A 14,008-nucleotide genomic window follows, 5' to 3' on the forward strand; every position below is an offset into this window, starting at 1 on the left:
TGACGGGCGCAGCATTCGGCGGCCTCCTCTCCGTGAGGCGGCTGATGATCGAAAGCAACAGTGAGTCAGTAGAAGGGTTCCGCGGTGTACGCGATCGTTCGTTGCGGCGGCAGGCAGCAGAAGGTCTCCGTCGGTGACGTCCTCGAGGTGGACAAGGTCGCCGGCGAGGTCGGCTCTTCGGTAGCGCTGCCGACGGTGCTCGTCGTCAACGATGGCGACGTGACGACCGAGGCGGGCAAGTTCACGGTCAACGCCGAGATCATCGGTGAGACCAAGGGCCCGAAGATCAACATCCTCAAGTACAAGAGCAAGACCGGTTACAAGAAGCGCCAGGGCCACCGCCAGCGGTACACCCAGGTGAAGATCACCGGCATCGAGCAGGCCTGACGGGAGTTTGAGAGATGGCACACAAGAAGGGCGCGTCGTCCACCCGGAACGGTCGTGACTCCAACGCCCAGCGGCTTGGTGTGAAGCGCTTCGGCGGCCAGCTGGTGAACGCGGGCGAGATCATCGTCCGTCAGCGCGGCACCCACTTCCACCCCGGCGACAACGTCGGCCGTGGTGGCGATGACACGCTGTTCGCGCTCAAGGCGGGCCACGTGCAGTTCGGCGTCAAGCGCGGCCGGCGAGCCGTGAGCATCGTTCCCGTCGCGGAGTAAGGTTCCTCCTTCTCCTTCGACTTTTCAGGGGTGGATCGACCGATCGCGTGTCGATCCGCCCCTTTTGCTGTTCGTACGGCCGGGATGCTCCCATAACGGCCGGGGCGTTTGGGTATGAGAGGCCTCCTTGCGGGGCGATGGAGGGATAAGGGCATGCCGGACTTCGTGGACCAGGTGGTCCTGCACGTCAAGGCCGGTGACGGAGGGAACGGATGCGCCTCCATCCACCGGGAGAAGTTCAAGCCGCTCGGCGGCCCCGACGGGGGCAACGGCGGGCGCGGGGGCGACGTCATCCTGGAGGTCGACCCCAACACGGCGACCCTGCTCGACTACCACCGCCGCCCGCACCGCAAGGCGCCCAACGGCAAGCAGGGGCAGGGCTCACACCGCGACGGCGCCAACGGCGACGACGTGATCCTGCCGGTGCCCAACGGCACCGTGGTCAAGGACGCCGCCACAGGTGAGGTGCTGATCGACCTCGTGGGCGCCGGTACGCGGTACGTCATCGCGCAGGGCGGCCGTGGCGGTCTGGGCAACGCGGCCCTGGCCACCGCCAAGCGCAAGGCGCCCGGGTTCGCGCTGCTCGGCGAGCCGGGCGACGAGCTCGACGTGGTGCTGGAGCTGAAGAGCGTCGCGGATGTCGCGCTGGTCGGGTTCCCGAGCGCGGGCAAGAGCTCGCTCATCGCGGCGCTGAGCGCGGCCAAGCCGAAGATCGCCGACTACCCGTTCACCACGCTGATCCCCAACCTGGGCGTGGTGACCGCGGGCGAGAACGTGTTCACGGTCGCCGACGTCCCCGGGCTGATCCCCGGCGCGTCGGAGGGCAAGGGGCTCGGGCACGAGTTCCTGCGCCACGTCGAACGCTGCGACATGCTCGTGCACGTCATCGACTGCGCGACCATGGAGCCGGGCCGCGACCCGATCACCGACTACGAGGTCATCGAGGCCGAGCTGCACGCGTACGGGAAGCTGGAGGACCGGCCGCGGCTCGTCGTGCTCAACAAGACCGACGTGCCCGACGCGCGTGAGCTGGCCGAGCTGGTCAGGCCCGAGTTCGAGGAGCGGGGGCTGCGGGTCTTCACGATCTCGGCGGCGACCCGCGAGGGGCTGCGCGAGCTGGCGTACGCGATGGGCGAGTGGGTCGCCGCGGCCAGGGCCGCCAAGCCGATCGAGGAGCCCACGCGCCTGGTGATCAGGCCCAAACAGCTCGGCGAGGCCGGGTTCCAGGTGCGGCGGGTCAACGACAACCTGTTCCAGATCACCGGCGAGAAGCCGGAACGGTGGATCAGGCAGACCGACTTCACCAACGACGAGGCCGTCGGCTACCTCGCCGACCGGCTGGAGCGGCTGGGAGTCGAGGAGGAGCTGGTCAAGGCCGGGGCCGAGCCCGGGGCCGAGGTGGTCATCGGGCCGATGGAGGGCGGTTACGTCTTCGACTGGCAGCCGACGGTGAACGCCGAGTCCGTACGGCAGGGGCCGCGCGGCACCGACAACCGGCTCGGCTGACCACAGCGCCGGCCGGTTCGTTCACGGACGGCCGGCCCCGCACCGGCCTCCGCCCCTCGCGGACGGCTGGGTCGGCCGGGAGATCGGACGGGGTCGGCCCGTGAGATCGGACGGCTGGGTCGGTCGGCCCATGAGGTCGGACGGCTGGGTCGGCCCGTGAGGTCCGTACGGTCCGTGCGGAGAGCGCGAGCGACCGCCACACCCCGCTCCGAAGACGCGGGCTCGTCCGCGCAGAAGCGCCGTCCGCGGGGGTTCAGTGGCCGCGTGGGGCGGCTTCCGCGGCTGCCCGGACGGTTGGGCCGGGGGCCGTTCTCCGGGGCGGTGGGCGGCCGTGGAGCCGGTGCGTCAGGTCGGTGTCCCGAGCCGGTTTCCGGCCCGTCTCAGGGGTTGAGCACGATTCAAGCCGTCCTGGTGCGAGCGGATAGGCTTCCACACGTGCGGGAACAGATCAGCTCAGCGTCGAAAGTCGTTGTCAAGGTCGGCTCCTCCTCGCTCACCACCCCTCAGGGAACGATCGACGTCGATAGGGTCGATGCCCTGGTGGACGTGCTGGCGGCGCGGCGCCGGGCCGGGACGCAGATCGTCCTGGTCTCCTCCGGAGCGATCGCGGCGGGCCTCGGCCCGCTCGGGCTGAGCACGCGACCGCGCGACCTCGCCACCCAGCAGGCCGCCGCATCCGTCGGCCAGGGCGTGCTGGTGGCCCGCTACACCTCTTCCTTCGCCCGCTACTCGCTGCGCGTCGGCCAGGTGCTGCTGACCGCCGACGACATGATGCGCCGCGCGCACCACGCCAACGCCCAGCGCACCCTCAACCGGCTGCTGGAGCTCGGCATCGTGCCCATCATCAACGAGAACGACACGGTGGCCACGGACGAGATCCGCTTCGGCGACAACGACCGGCTGGCGGCGCTGGTGACGCATCTCATCCACGCCGACGCGCTCATTCTGCTGTCGGACGTCGACGCGCTCTACGACGGCCCGCCGAGCCGCAGCGGTTCGCGCCGGCTGGCCGAGATCCGCGGCCCCGAGGACCTCGTCGGGGTCGAGCTGGGCAAGAACGGCGCGTCCGTCGGCACCGGCGGCATGGTGACCAAGGTGCAGGCGGCCAGGATCGCCACCGGAGCCGGCGTGCCCGTGGTGCTGACCGCGGCCGCCCACGCGGCCCAGGCGCTGGCCGGCGCCGACGTCGGCACCTACTTCCACCCCGACGGCCGCCACCCGGGCACGCGGCTGCTGTGGCTCGCCCACGCCACCACCGGGCGCGGCCGGCTCCACCTCGACCAGGGCGCCGTCGAGGCCATCGTGGGCCGCCGCAAGTCGCTGCTGCCCGCCGGGGTGACCTCGGTGGAGGGCGACTTCGCCGCGGGCGATCCCGTGGACCTGTGCGCCCCGCACGGCGGCGTGGTGGCCCGCGGGCTGGTGAACTTCGACGCCGCCGAGATCCCCGGCTTGCTCGGGCGTTCGACCAAGGAACTCGCGAGCACGCTGGGCCCCGAATACGAACGCGAGCTGATCCACCGCGACGACATGGTCATACTGGAATCCCACAACTGAACGTTCCAACGAGGAGCACGCGATGTCCGAAGAGTTCCTGAGCGTCGCCCGCGCGGCACGAGAGGCCGCCGCCGAGCTGGCCCCGCTGCCGCGGGCGCCCAAGGACCGGGCGTTGCGCGCCCTCGCCGACGCCCTGATCGCCCACGCCGCCGAGCTGGTCGCGGCCAACGCCGAGGACGTCGAGCGGGCCAAGGCCCAGGGCACATCCGAGGCGATGATCGACCGGCTCCGGCTCGACGAGGCCAGGATCGCCGCCATCGCCGAGGCCGTACGCCAGGTGGCCGATCTGCCCGACCCGGTCGGCGAGGTGGTGCGCGGCTCGACCCTGCCCAACGGTCTCGAGCTGCGCCAGATCAGGGTGCCGCTGGGCGTGATCGGCATCATCTACGAGGGCCGCCCCAACGTCACCGTCGACGCCGCCGCGCTCTGCCTCAAGAGCGGCAACGCCGTGCTGCTGCGCGGCTCGTCCAGCGCCTACTCCTCCAACACCGCGCTCGTCCGCGTCATGCAGGAGGCGCTGGAGGGCACCGAGGTGCCGGCCGGGGCCGTCCAGCTCGTGCCGGGACGAAGCCGCGACTCGGTCAAGGAGCTGATGCGGGCCCGCGGCCTGGTCGATGTGCTGATCCCGCGAGGCGGCGCGTCCCTGATCAACTCGGTGGTCGAGGAGTCCACGGTGCCGGTGATCGAGACCGGCGTCGGCAACTGCCACGTCTACGTCGACGCCGAGGCCGACGTCGAGCTGGCCGTGCAGATCCTGGTCAACGCCAAGGCGCAGCGGCCGTCGGTGTGCAACGCCGCCGAGACGTTCCTCGTCCACGAGGACATCGCCGACGCGTTCGTGCCCAAGGCGCTGGCGGCGCTGCGCGAGGCCGGCGTGACCGTCCACGGCGACGAGCGGATCGCCGCCTACGACCCGCAGGTCGTGCCCGCGACCGAGGACGACTTCACCGCCGAATACCTCTCGCTCGACATCGCCGCCGCCGTGGTCGGCTCGCTGGAGGAGGCCGTGGCCCACATCAGGCGCTACGGCTCCGCCCACACCGATGCCATCGTCACCCGGTCGCAGCGGGCCGCCCGGCGGTTCGTCGCGCTCGTCGACTCGGCCGCCGTGGCGGTCAACGCCTCCACCAGGTTCACCGACGGCGGCGAGTTCGGGTTCGGCGCCGAGATCGGCATCTCCACCCAGAAGCTGCACGCGCGCGGCCCGATGGGCCTGCCCGAGCTCACCTCGACCAAGTGGGTCTACACGGGCGAAGGACATCTGCGCACGTCAGAGGGCACGGTGGTGGCCGGTTAGTCGGCGTGTCGGCCTGACCGGCGCGGGTGGCGTCGCTTGACTGGGGCACATGGAAATCGTCGTCGCCCTCGCCTTCTCCGCTGCGGTGCTGTTCGGCGCGGACCGGCTCATGCTGTGGCTGGAGCGCCGAGGTCACGTCAACTGGCGCGGGAAAGGGCGCAGGCGGCTGTCGGACGAGCCTGTCACGCGGCTCGACAGCATGCTCTCCGACCACACACGCCGATAAACCTTCGGCGTGCCTCAAGCGGTGACAGCGGCACCGGCGCTAGGGTTGTGTCCCTTATGGGCGCGCCGGGCGGGGAGGGACGGTGAGCAAGCTCGGCAAGGTCGGGCCGTACAGCCTGGTCGAGCGGCTCGGCCGGGGTGGCATGGGCGAGGTGTATCTCGCGACCACCCGCCGCGGCGAGCGAGTCGCGCTCAAGGTCCTGCACGACCTAGCCGAAGACGAGACCTCGCGCATCCGATTGGAGCGCGAGGTCCGAGCGCTGCGCAGGGTCGAGAGCCCGTACGTCGCCAAAGTGCTCGACGCGGACCTCGACGGCGCGCGGCCGTACCTGGTGATGGAGCACATCGAGGGCGACACGCTGCTGGAGCGCGTCCGCAAGGAGGGCCCGCTCGACGTCTCCGAGCTGGTCGAGCTCGCGCAGGGCATCGCCGCCGCGCTGGCGATCATCCATGCGGCCGGCGTCGTGCACCGCGACCTCAAGCCGGGCAACATCATCATGGGCGCGCGCGGCCCGGTGCTCATCGACTTCGGCATCGCCCAGGTGCTCGACGCGACGCGGCTGACCATGACCGGTACGTTCCTCGGCACGCCCGGCTACACCGCGCCGGAGATCTTCGCCGACGAGCAGGTCGACTCGCCCGCCGACGTGCACGCCTGGGCCGCGACGGTGGCGTTCGCGGCGACGGGGCGGCCGACGTTCGGGCGGGGCACGGCCGAGGCGCAGATGTACGCGGTGCTCAACGGCCAGGCCGACCTCAAGGGCGTGCCGGTGGAGCTGTTGCCGCTGATACGGGCGGCGCTCAACAGGGAGCCCGGTAAGCGGCCCACGGCGGCTCTGCTGGCCGATCGGCTGTCCAGGCTGGCCAAGGCCACGAGCGCGGCTGAGAGCGAGCCTCAGGCGGCCTCAGGGCGCGTTGCCGACGCTGCGGAGGAGTCCGGCAAGGGTACGGCCGCGCGCGGCAGGGCGGCGCCGGATGAGGCCGCGACGCCGCGCGGCGAGGCCAGAGCGAGGAGCCGGCCAATGTGCCCGCCGAGGGCAAGGTGCCGCCGCCGCGCAGCCGGGGCGGCCGGGCCGTGCCGGAGAGCGGGCGTCCCGGGCGTGCTCTGCCGGAAGGCGGGCGTGCCGGGCGGGTCGTGCCCGAGAGCGGCCGGGCCGGGAGCCGGGCGGTGCCCGACGGCAAGGGGCAGGCGCTCGCGCGCAGCCGGGCCGAGGGCAAGGTGCCGCCGCCGCGCGGACGTACCGGCGGGGACGGCAAGACCACCGGGCCCAGGGCCAAGGTCACCGCGTCGCGGCAGCGTACGGCGGCGGCCGTCAGGAGCAGGACGGCCACGCAGGACCGGCGCAAGACCGCCGGGCTGCGCGAGACGCACACCACGCTGCCCGCGGGCAACGGCGCGCTGCTGCTGCTCGCGGTGCTGGCCGTGCCGTGCGTGGTGGTGTCGGTGATCTGGCCGATCGCCTCGATCGCCATCACGACGCTGTTCGTGGTGCTGACCAGGACCCTGTGGATGAGCCACTGGATGGTCTGGAAGCGCAGCTCCCGGCGCATGCGGGTGCTGCTGCGGGTGCTGCTCTTCCCCGTCGCGCTGGCCGGGGCGGCCTCGTCGGCGGTCGTGTGGCCTGGCGTGCCCGTCGCGGTGGCGGCGGGCGGTGCGCTGTGGGCGACCGGCGGCGGTGAGATCACGCCCGATTGGTGGCAGGAGGCCGCGCCCGTGACCGTGGCCGGGGTGGTGTTCGGGATGCTCTGCGGCGGGATCACCGGGCGCGAGATCGAGCGGGTCGGGCAGCGGCTGCCCGAGCTGCGCAGGGAAGGGCTGCGCGCGCTGGCCGTGCTGGGCGGGTTCGTCGCGCTGTGCGCGGCCGCCGTACGCGCCATCGCCCTGCTGCTCTGACCCTCGGCTCGCCGCCTTCTCGCCGCGGGGTCCCGTGCGCCTGCGGCTCGCCGGTGAGGCTCATGGTGGCCCGCCGCTACGGGCGGCGGGCCGGCGCGGCCGATCAGGCGGATCCGCCGCGCGGAGGCGGTGTCGTACTCAGCGGTGTCGTACGCACCTGGGGCGGTGCCGTGCTCAGTCGCGGCGGGCGAAGCGGTTGAAGATGCGCTCGCCCGCGTTGACCGCGCCCTCGGCGACGTCGCGTAGCACGCCGATGAACGGGTCCTGCGACTGCTGCCAGGAGGCGCGGTAGGACTCCGCCGCCGCCTTGATCTCGTCGGTGACCCTCGCACTGGCGTCGTCCTCCCGACGGGGGTAGTCGCCGCCGATGATCCGGTCGTACTCGCCGCTGCGCTGCCACTTGTCCAGCTCCGCCACGCGCACCACCGCGAACGGGTGGGTCGTGCCGAGCAGGTTGAGCACCTTGAGGAAGCCGTCGCGAAGGTCGCCCGCGGTGTCGTACTCCTGGAACTGCTCCAGGAACGCCTCGATGTTCATCTCGTGGGTGTAGTCACCGCCCGCGAGCTTCATCAGCGCGCGCTTGGCCGACTCGGGGTTCTGCCCCACGAGCAGGCCGCCGCGGTCGGACGACAGCTCGGACTTGCGGTACCACTCCTCCAGGCCCGCGACGATCGCCCGCAGGCCGATGTAGCCGAGCGGGATCCAGGCGACGCGGGTGGCGAGGCGGGTGAGGATGTCGAGCATCGTCCGGTAGACCGCGTGCCCCGACAGGATGTGGGAGGTCTCGTGGCCGATGACGAAGCGCTGCTCCTCCTCGTTCATGAGGTTGAGCAGACCGGTGGTCACGACGATGAACGGGTCGTCGAAGCCGATCGCCTTCGCCTGCACCTGCGGGTCCTGCTGAACGTAGATCTCCGGGATCCGGTGCAGGTCGAGGGTGTAGGCGGCGTCGCGGCCCATGTCGTAGAGGGAGCGGAACTGGGTCTCGCTCACTCGTACGGCCGACGCGAGGTACATCAAGCGGAGCCGGCGCTCACTGACGAGGCCGGACATCTGCTTGAGAACGGTATCGAACCCACTCAACTTGCGCAGAGCGACCAGGGCGGACCGGTCTGCGGGGTGTTCGTAGGCTCGGGACGAGATGCCTGGCAGTTGGACGCGATTGCGGTCCGGGGTGGTCGTCATGCCCGGCATGCTACGTCCGCAACGGAAGTGATGCGCGGTCATCCTGAAGGGGGGTGCCGTCGAGTTGTCCGGAAGCGTCCGCGTAAGGTCCGTTTCATGATGAATGCGCCTGGTGTGCAGGGGAAGCGGCGAGTAGGTGTGATGGGTGGGACGTTCGACCCCATCCACCACGGGCACCTCGTCGCCGCCAGCGAGGTGGCTCACCACTTCCAGCTCGACGAGGTGGTCTTCGTGCCGACGGGCCGGCCGTACCAGAAGTCGGAGCGGGAGGTGTCGGCGCCCGAGGACCGCTACCTGATGACGGTCATCGCGACCGCCTCGAACCCGCGCTTCTCCGTCAGCCGGGTGGACATCGACCGTCCGGGACCGACGTTCACGATCGACACTTTGCGCGATATCTCGAAAATTTACGGTCCTGAGGTCGAACTGTTCTTCATCACCGGCGCCGACGCGCTCGGCGCCATCCTCGGCTGGCAGAGCGCCGACGAGTTGTTCCAGCTCGCCCATTTCGTCGGCTGTACGCGCCCCGGGCACACCTTGCACGACCCCGGCCTGCCGGAGGGCCGGGTGACGCTGCTGGAGATCCCCGCGCTGGCCATCTCGTCGTCCGAGTGCCGGCAGCGCGTCGCCAAGGGCGAACCGATCTGGTATCTGGTGCCCGACGGAATCGTGCAGTACATCAACAAGCGAGGGCTGTATCGCTCGGCCGGATGATCCTGCTCAGGGCGTCCTCGTGGCGTAGGTGAGGGGTTTCGGCCCGGAAGGGTACCCTCAACATAAGGGCATGCTGCCGACACAGGAGGACAGACCCGCATCGTGACCGCATCTGACAAGGCCGTCCAGCTCGTGCGCATCGCCGCGGAGGCCGCGGCCGACAAGCTGGCCGATGACATTCTGGCCTACGACGTGAGCGAACAGCTCGTCATCACCGACGCCTTCCTGCTCTGCTCCGCCACCAACGACCGCCAGGTTCGCGCCATCGTCGACGAGATCGAGGAGCGGCTGCGCACCGAGGCCGACGCCAAGCCCGTACGCCGCGAAGGCGAGCGTGAAGGGCGGTGGGTGCTGCTCGACTACATCGACATCGTCGTGCACGTACAGCACGAAGAGGACCGCACGTTCTACGCCCTCGAGCGCCTGTGGAAGGACTGCCCGGCCATCACGCTGCCGGAGAGCGTCATGCAGGCCAATCTCCAGCGGGCGCGCGCGTGACCGACCGACACGACCTGGCGCCTCGCGCCGATTGCGAGCGGTCCGCATGAGCAGAAGGATCGTGTGCCTGCGTCACGGACAGACCCTGTGGAACGTCGAGCAGCGTTTCCAGGGCCACTCCGACATCCCCCTCGACGAGACCGGCATGGCGCAGGCCGAGCGTGCGGCCTCGCTGCTGGCCGCACTGCGGCCCACCATGATCGTCTCCTCCGACCTCCAGCGGGCCAACGACACCGCGCAGGCCCTGGGCCGGCTCGTCGGCCTCGACGTGGCGATCGACAAGGACTTCCGCGAACGGGGCGGCGGCGAATGGGAGGGGCTGACCCGGGAGGAGATCGCCGCCCGGTGGCCCGAGGAGTACGCCGCCTGGGAGGCTCCGGGCGGAGAGCCCGTCACCGAGGTCGCCACCAGGGTCGCCAATGCGATGCGGCGCTGGGCGGCCCGCCTCGACGACGACGGGCTGCTCGTCGTCGCCTCCCACGGCGCCGCCCTGCGGCTGGGCATCTGCGAGCTGCTCGGGCTGCCCGAGCAGCTCTGGCCGGCGATCGGCGGGCTGGGCAACTGCTCCTGGTCCGTGCTGCAGGAAGGGCGGCGCGGGTGGCGGCTGCTCGAGCACAACGCCGGCACGCTGCCCGAGCCGGTGCGCAGCGACGACAAGCCGGAAGCGGAGGTCTGACCACCTGCCCGGGTGCGGTCCCGGCCTGTAGGTCTGCCTCCCTCCCGCCGGGTGCGGCCTGTGTGAACGGGCTGTACCCGGCTTTTCGCATGCCCGGGCATGGCGCCGGAGTGGCGGGTGAGGTCTGCCGGGGTGACTGGGACGGTTGCGATTAGGTGAATCGGGGCGGTTGGCTATATGCTCTCGGAGCGCCGCAACGGGTGGACTCGGAGCGGTGACCAGGGGCTATAGCGCAGTTGGTAGCGCGCCTCCATGGCATGGAGGAGGTCTGGGGTTCGAATCCCCATAGCTCCACGTTCGAAAGCCTTGCCCCGCTGATCGCCGGGCAAGGTTTTTTGCTGTGCGGGGCGCTCCGAGCAGCGGGACATCGTGCGCGCGGCGCCGCCGGACGGAGCGGTGCCGCGGCGCCCGTGAGCATGGGAAAAGGCCGGGCGCTGAGCCCGGCCTTGAGGGGAGGAACGGGTCAGTGCTGGGCCGCCTCGCGGTGTGCGGCGCGGCTCGCAGGGACGGCGGTGAGGCTGAGGACCACCGTGACCACCCCGACGACCCAGGACGTCCAGGACGCCCCCTGGCCCTCGGTGTACGTGATGGCCCACGGAGCGACGAACAGCAGCACACCCCACAGGGCGTTGAGCCATTCCGTCGCCACGGTGCCCGGCTTCGCCAGGGAGACGAGCGAGGTGAGCGCGATGAGGACACCCAGGACGATCAGTGAAGCGGCGGCACCCGAAGCGCCGTCGACCCAGATCGGGGAGAGTGCCGCGTAGATGCCGGCGACCAGGGTGACCCAGTCCTGCCAGCGTGACCATGCCTTCATGAGAACCTCCGCCATCGGCGTTTGTACTCGGCTGGCCTTTTCGGTCAGTCGATCGCTGCAACCCGGCGGGGGCGGCAGCGATTCCACTGTGCTATGTGACCTTTTCCACAGTGTACGTCCCGGCACGTGAGGTGTAGCGGGGCGTTCGGCGGCACTTCGGCAGGGCCGGGCGGGGGCCTTCGCGCCGGCTCGATCACCGGCGGTTGTAGCGGGCGGCCAGCTCGTACGTCGTCGTCGCCATCCGCTCGCGTAACTCCGGCGGCGACAGGACCTCGGCGTCGGTGCCCAGGCGCAGGAACTCGCACACCGCGTGCTCGATCGACTCGATCGGCACCGTCACCTGCGTCCAGCCCTCCTCGTCGGGCGCTGAGGCGCTCTCTCTGGCCGCCGCCACCACGCCGGGCGTCATCAGGTCGGCCAGGCGTTCGACGCCGCGCGGCGACAGCCGTACGATCGCCTCGCCCCAGCGCAGCCGGGCCTCGAACTCGGCGAGATACCCCTGCCAGTACGCCTGCAGATCGAAATCCTCCGGCCGGGCGAACCCGCCGGGCAGCGTGTGCAGGTCGAGGATCTGCGAGACGCGGTACGTGCGGACGTGCTCGCCGGAGCGCGCCACCAGGTACCACCGTCCGGCCTTGATGACCAGCCCGTACGGCTCCAGCCGCCGCTCCACCTCCTGAGGCGCCCGCCAGCGGCGGTAGCGGACCTGGAGGGGACGCTCGTTCCAGACGGCGTCGGCCACGGCCGGCAGGTGGGTGACCGGCTCGGGGTCCCGGTACCAGGTGGGCGCGTCGAGGAGGAAGCGTTCCTGGATGCGTCCGGCGCGGTCGCGCAGCTCCACCGGCAGCGCGGCCATCAGCTTGAGCTGCGCCGCCGCCACCACCGCCCCGAGCCCCAGTTCGGCGGCGGGGCCGGGCAGCCCGGCGAGGAACAGCGACTCGGCCTCGTCGGCGGTCAGACCGGTCAGGCGGGTGCGATAGCCGTCCAGGAGCCGGTATCCCCCTTTGGGGCCCGCGTCGCCGTAAAGGGGGATACCGGCCGCGTGGAGGGACTCGACGTCGCGGTAGATGGTGCGTACGGACACCTCAAGCCGCTCCGCCAGCTCCTGCGCGGTCATCCGGCCCCGTGTCTGCAACAGCAACAGGATGGAGACCAAGCGGGAGGCACGCACATCGCTGACACTACCTGTCAGTGACCCGGTCTTACCGTGCCGCGCATGAACGACTTCGACTTCCTCGCCGGCCGCTGGAACGTCCTCAGCCGCCGCCTCATCAAGCCTCTGTCGGGAAGCGGCGCATGGGAGGAGTTCCCCGGTTTCTCGGTGGCCACCCGGCACTTCGGCGGCGCGGCCAGCGTCGATGAGATCGAGTTCCCGACCAAGGGGTTCAGCGGGATGACCGTGCGGCTGTACGACGTGCGGGCCGGGCAATGGGCCATCTACTGGGCGAACAGCGCCACGGGGCGGCTGGACACCTCGGCCATGGTGGGCGGGTTCGACGGGGACCGCGGGAAGTTCCACGGCGAGGAGACCGTGGCGGGGCGGCGGGTGCGGTGCAGGTTCGTCTGGACGGTGATGGGCCCCGGCGCGGCCCGGTGGGAGCAGGCGTTCTCCGATGACGGAGGGCGTACGTGGGAGACGAACTGGACGATGGACTTCAGCCGGGCGTGACCGCCTGCGTCGCGGCGGGGAGCGGGCGCGTGGTCGCGTCGGCGTTGCTGCGTGCCCACAGGACGGCGGCGACGGCCCCGGCGGCGATCAGCAGGACGAGCCCGCCTGCCACGATCACCCACCACCAGGCGGACCTGGGCGGCTTGGCCTCGTAGACGGGCACGTCGGGGAGCAGGTCGGGGGTGTACGGGAGCCGCTGCGTATGGGGCGACTCCGCCGAGCCCTGGGGGAGCGGAGCCGGGCGCGGGAAGCGGTGCCTGATCGTCCGGTCGGGGTCGGCGCCGGGAGCGGAGCCGGAATCGAGGTTGATGGTGGGCTCGAAGTCGGGGGTGCGATCGGAAGCGGGGTCAGGGCCGGGGGTGTGTTCGGGAGCGGAGTCGGGGGCGGGCTCGTGCGGGCCGGGCTGCTCTCGCGTCATGATCCCCTCAGACGAGCTGCGTGATAGGGATTTACGCCGACATTGTCACACTTCTCCCGGCTGTGTCGTCCAGCCTGCATGACATCTGTACTCGTCACAGGAGGCAGCGGGCGGCTCGGCCGCGCGGTGCTGGAGAAGCTGGTCGCGGCCGGGTACGACGTGCGGGCCGTGAGCCGGTCACGCAGGGCCGGCGCAGGAGGCGTGCGATGGGTGGTGGCGGACCTGACGACCGGGCATGGCCTGGCCGAGGCCGTGTCGGGGGCCGACGTCGTCCTGCACCTGGCCTCGGCGCCGTACAAGGGGCGCTACACCCGGCGGGTGGAGCTCGACGGCACGGCGGCGCTGCTCGCGGCGGCGCGCGAGGCCGGGGTGCGGCATCTCGTCTACGTCTCGATCGTGGGCGTGGATCGGGTGCCGTGGGGATATTTCCGTACGAAGGTACGCGCTGAGCGGCTCGTCCGGGACGGCGGCGTGCCCTGGAGCATCGTGCGGGCCACCCAGTTTCACGAGTTCGTGGCCGAGGCGTTCCAGGGGATGGCCAGGTTCGGCGTCATGGTCGTCGATCCGGGCGTCCCGGCTCAGCCGGTGGACGTACGCGACCTGGCCGGGCACCTGGCCGGGGTGGTCGCCCGCGGGCCCGCCGGTGCGATCGAGGAGTACGGCGGGCCCCAGACCCTCACCATGGAGGAGGCCGTACGGCGGTGGCTGCGGGTGCGCGGGCTGCGGCGGCCGGTGCTGCGGGTACGCGTCCCCGGCGCGCTCGGCCGTGCCTTCCGCGCCGGTCACCTCGTCACCGAGGCGGCCCCTGCGGGCGCTATCACCTGGGACGACTACCTGGCCGGGCGCTCCAGCGGGGATCGTCCCGGCAAGGTCTGAGGTCGGCTCCTGCGTCCATT

16 protein-coding genes, 1 tRNA gene and 1 pseudogene are annotated in these 14,008 nt (G+C 71.2%); 14 read left to right on the forward strand and 4 right to left on the reverse strand.

From position 1 onward, the window contains the following. The first annotated feature begins 84 nt into the window (after positions 1-84). The 8 genes and pseudogenes from rplU to WBK31_RS03590 all read left to right on the forward strand — a co-directional run bounded on the left by rplU (position 85) and on the right by WBK31_RS03590 (position 7,135). A complete protein-coding gene (rplU, locus tag WBK31_RS03555) occupies positions 85-387 on the forward strand; it encodes a 50S ribosomal protein L21 (RefSeq protein WP_364067168.1) in 303 nt (100 codons plus the stop codon). Between the two features lie 14 nt (positions 388-401). Next, a complete protein-coding gene (gene rpmA / locus WBK31_RS03560; protein WP_364067166.1) occupies positions 402-659 on the forward strand; it encodes a 50S ribosomal protein L27 in 258 nt (85 codons plus the stop codon). A 153-nt stretch (positions 660-812) separates the two neighbouring features. Then, positions 813-2,165 carry a GTPase ObgE gene (gene obgE, locus WBK31_RS03565; protein WP_364067164.1) on the forward strand — a complete coding sequence of 451 codons (1,353 nt, stop codon included), beginning with the start codon at positions 813-815 and terminating at the stop codon, positions 2,163-2,165. A 435-nt stretch (positions 2,166-2,600) separates the two neighbouring features. Next, complete coding sequence (gene proB / locus WBK31_RS03570; protein ID WP_364067162.1) at positions 2,601-3,719, forward strand: glutamate 5-kinase; 1,119 nt, start codon at positions 2,601-2,603, stop codon at positions 3,717-3,719. 22 nt (positions 3,720-3,741) lie between these two features. Continuing rightward, entirely contained in the window at positions 3,742-5,016 is a 1,275-nt protein-coding gene (locus WBK31_RS03575; protein WP_406674320.1) for a glutamate-5-semialdehyde dehydrogenase, read from the forward strand. Positions 5,017-5,065: 49 nt separating this feature from the next. Next, entirely contained in the window at positions 5,066-5,242 is a 177-nt protein-coding gene (locus WBK31_RS03580; RefSeq protein ID WP_364067159.1) for a hypothetical protein, read from the forward strand. Positions 5,243-5,384: 142 nt separating this feature from the next. Then, positions 5,385-6,032 (forward strand): annotated as a pseudogene (locus WBK31_RS03585) (serine/threonine-protein kinase); the annotation flags it as partial. 233 nt (positions 6,033-6,265) lie between these two features. Then, positions 6,266-7,135 (forward strand): hypothetical protein, encoded by an 870-nt coding sequence (locus WBK31_RS03590; RefSeq protein ID WP_406675578.1) that lies wholly within the window; start codon positions 6,266-6,268, stop codon positions 7,133-7,135. A gap of 174 nt (positions 7,136-7,309) precedes the next feature. On the opposite strand, the gene WBK31_RS03595 is transcribed toward WBK31_RS03590, so the two are convergent. Further along, positions 7,310-8,329 carry a M48 family metallopeptidase gene (locus WBK31_RS03595; RefSeq protein ID WP_378784688.1) on the reverse strand — a complete coding sequence of 340 codons (1,020 nt, stop codon included), beginning with the start codon at positions 8,327-8,329 and terminating at the stop codon, positions 7,310-7,312. Positions 8,330-8,416: 87 nt separating this feature from the next. On the opposite strand from WBK31_RS03595, the gene nadD reads away from it, so the two are divergent. From nadD to WBK31_RS03615, 4 genes are all read left to right on the forward strand, one after another. Beyond that, positions 8,417-9,034 carry a nicotinate-nucleotide adenylyltransferase gene (nadD, locus tag WBK31_RS03600; protein ID WP_364067154.1) on the forward strand — a complete coding sequence of 206 codons (618 nt, stop codon included), beginning with the start codon at positions 8,417-8,419 and terminating at the stop codon, positions 9,032-9,034. A gap of 102 nt (positions 9,035-9,136) precedes the next feature. Next, entirely contained in the window at positions 9,137-9,532 is a 396-nt protein-coding gene (rsfS, locus tag WBK31_RS03605) for a ribosome silencing factor (protein ID WP_364067152.1), read from the forward strand. Between the two features lie 46 nt (positions 9,533-9,578). After that, positions 9,579-10,208, forward strand: a complete 630-nt coding sequence (locus tag WBK31_RS03610; RefSeq protein WP_378784687.1) for a histidine phosphatase family protein — start codon at positions 9,579-9,581, stop codon at positions 10,206-10,208. A gap of 221 nt (positions 10,209-10,429) precedes the next feature. Continuing rightward, positions 10,430-10,502, forward strand: a tRNA-Ala gene (locus WBK31_RS03615). A 169-nt stretch (positions 10,503-10,671) separates the two neighbouring features. On the opposite strand, the gene WBK31_RS03620 is transcribed toward WBK31_RS03615, so the two are convergent. Beyond that, positions 10,672-11,025 carry an SPW repeat protein gene (locus tag WBK31_RS03620; protein WP_364067148.1) on the reverse strand — a complete coding sequence of 118 codons (354 nt, stop codon included), beginning with the start codon at positions 11,023-11,025 and terminating at the stop codon, positions 10,672-10,674. A 193-nt stretch (positions 11,026-11,218) separates the two neighbouring features. After that, complete coding sequence (locus WBK31_RS03625) at positions 11,219-12,196, reverse strand: YafY family protein (protein ID WP_364067146.1); 978 nt, start codon at positions 12,194-12,196, stop codon at positions 11,219-11,221. Positions 12,197-12,241: 45 nt separating this feature from the next. Between WBK31_RS03625 and WBK31_RS03630 the strand changes: the two genes are divergently transcribed. Next, positions 12,242-12,694, forward strand: coding sequence for a hypothetical protein (locus tag WBK31_RS03630; RefSeq protein ID WP_364067144.1), 453 nt, complete (start codon positions 12,242-12,244; stop codon positions 12,692-12,694). Here WBK31_RS03630 and WBK31_RS03635 read toward each other — a convergent pair. Further along, positions 12,681-13,112, reverse strand: a complete 432-nt coding sequence (locus tag WBK31_RS03635; RefSeq protein WP_364067143.1) for a hypothetical protein — start codon at positions 13,110-13,112, stop codon at positions 12,681-12,683. The two genes, WBK31_RS03630 and WBK31_RS03635, sit on opposite strands and share 14 nt — an antisense overlap. A gap of 78 nt (positions 13,113-13,190) precedes the next feature. Here WBK31_RS03635 and WBK31_RS03640 point away from each other — a divergent pair, with 78 nt between their 5' ends. Continuing rightward, complete coding sequence (locus WBK31_RS03640) at positions 13,191-13,988, forward strand: NAD(P)H-binding protein (protein WP_364067141.1); 798 nt, start codon at positions 13,191-13,193, stop codon at positions 13,986-13,988. Positions 13,989-14,008 lie beyond the last annotated feature (20 nt).

It is taken from the genome of Nonomuraea sp. N2-4H, assembly GCF_045291505.1.
Taxonomy (GTDB): domain Bacteria; phylum Actinomycetota; class Actinomycetes; order Streptosporangiales; family Streptosporangiaceae; genus Nonomuraea; species Nonomuraea fastidiosa.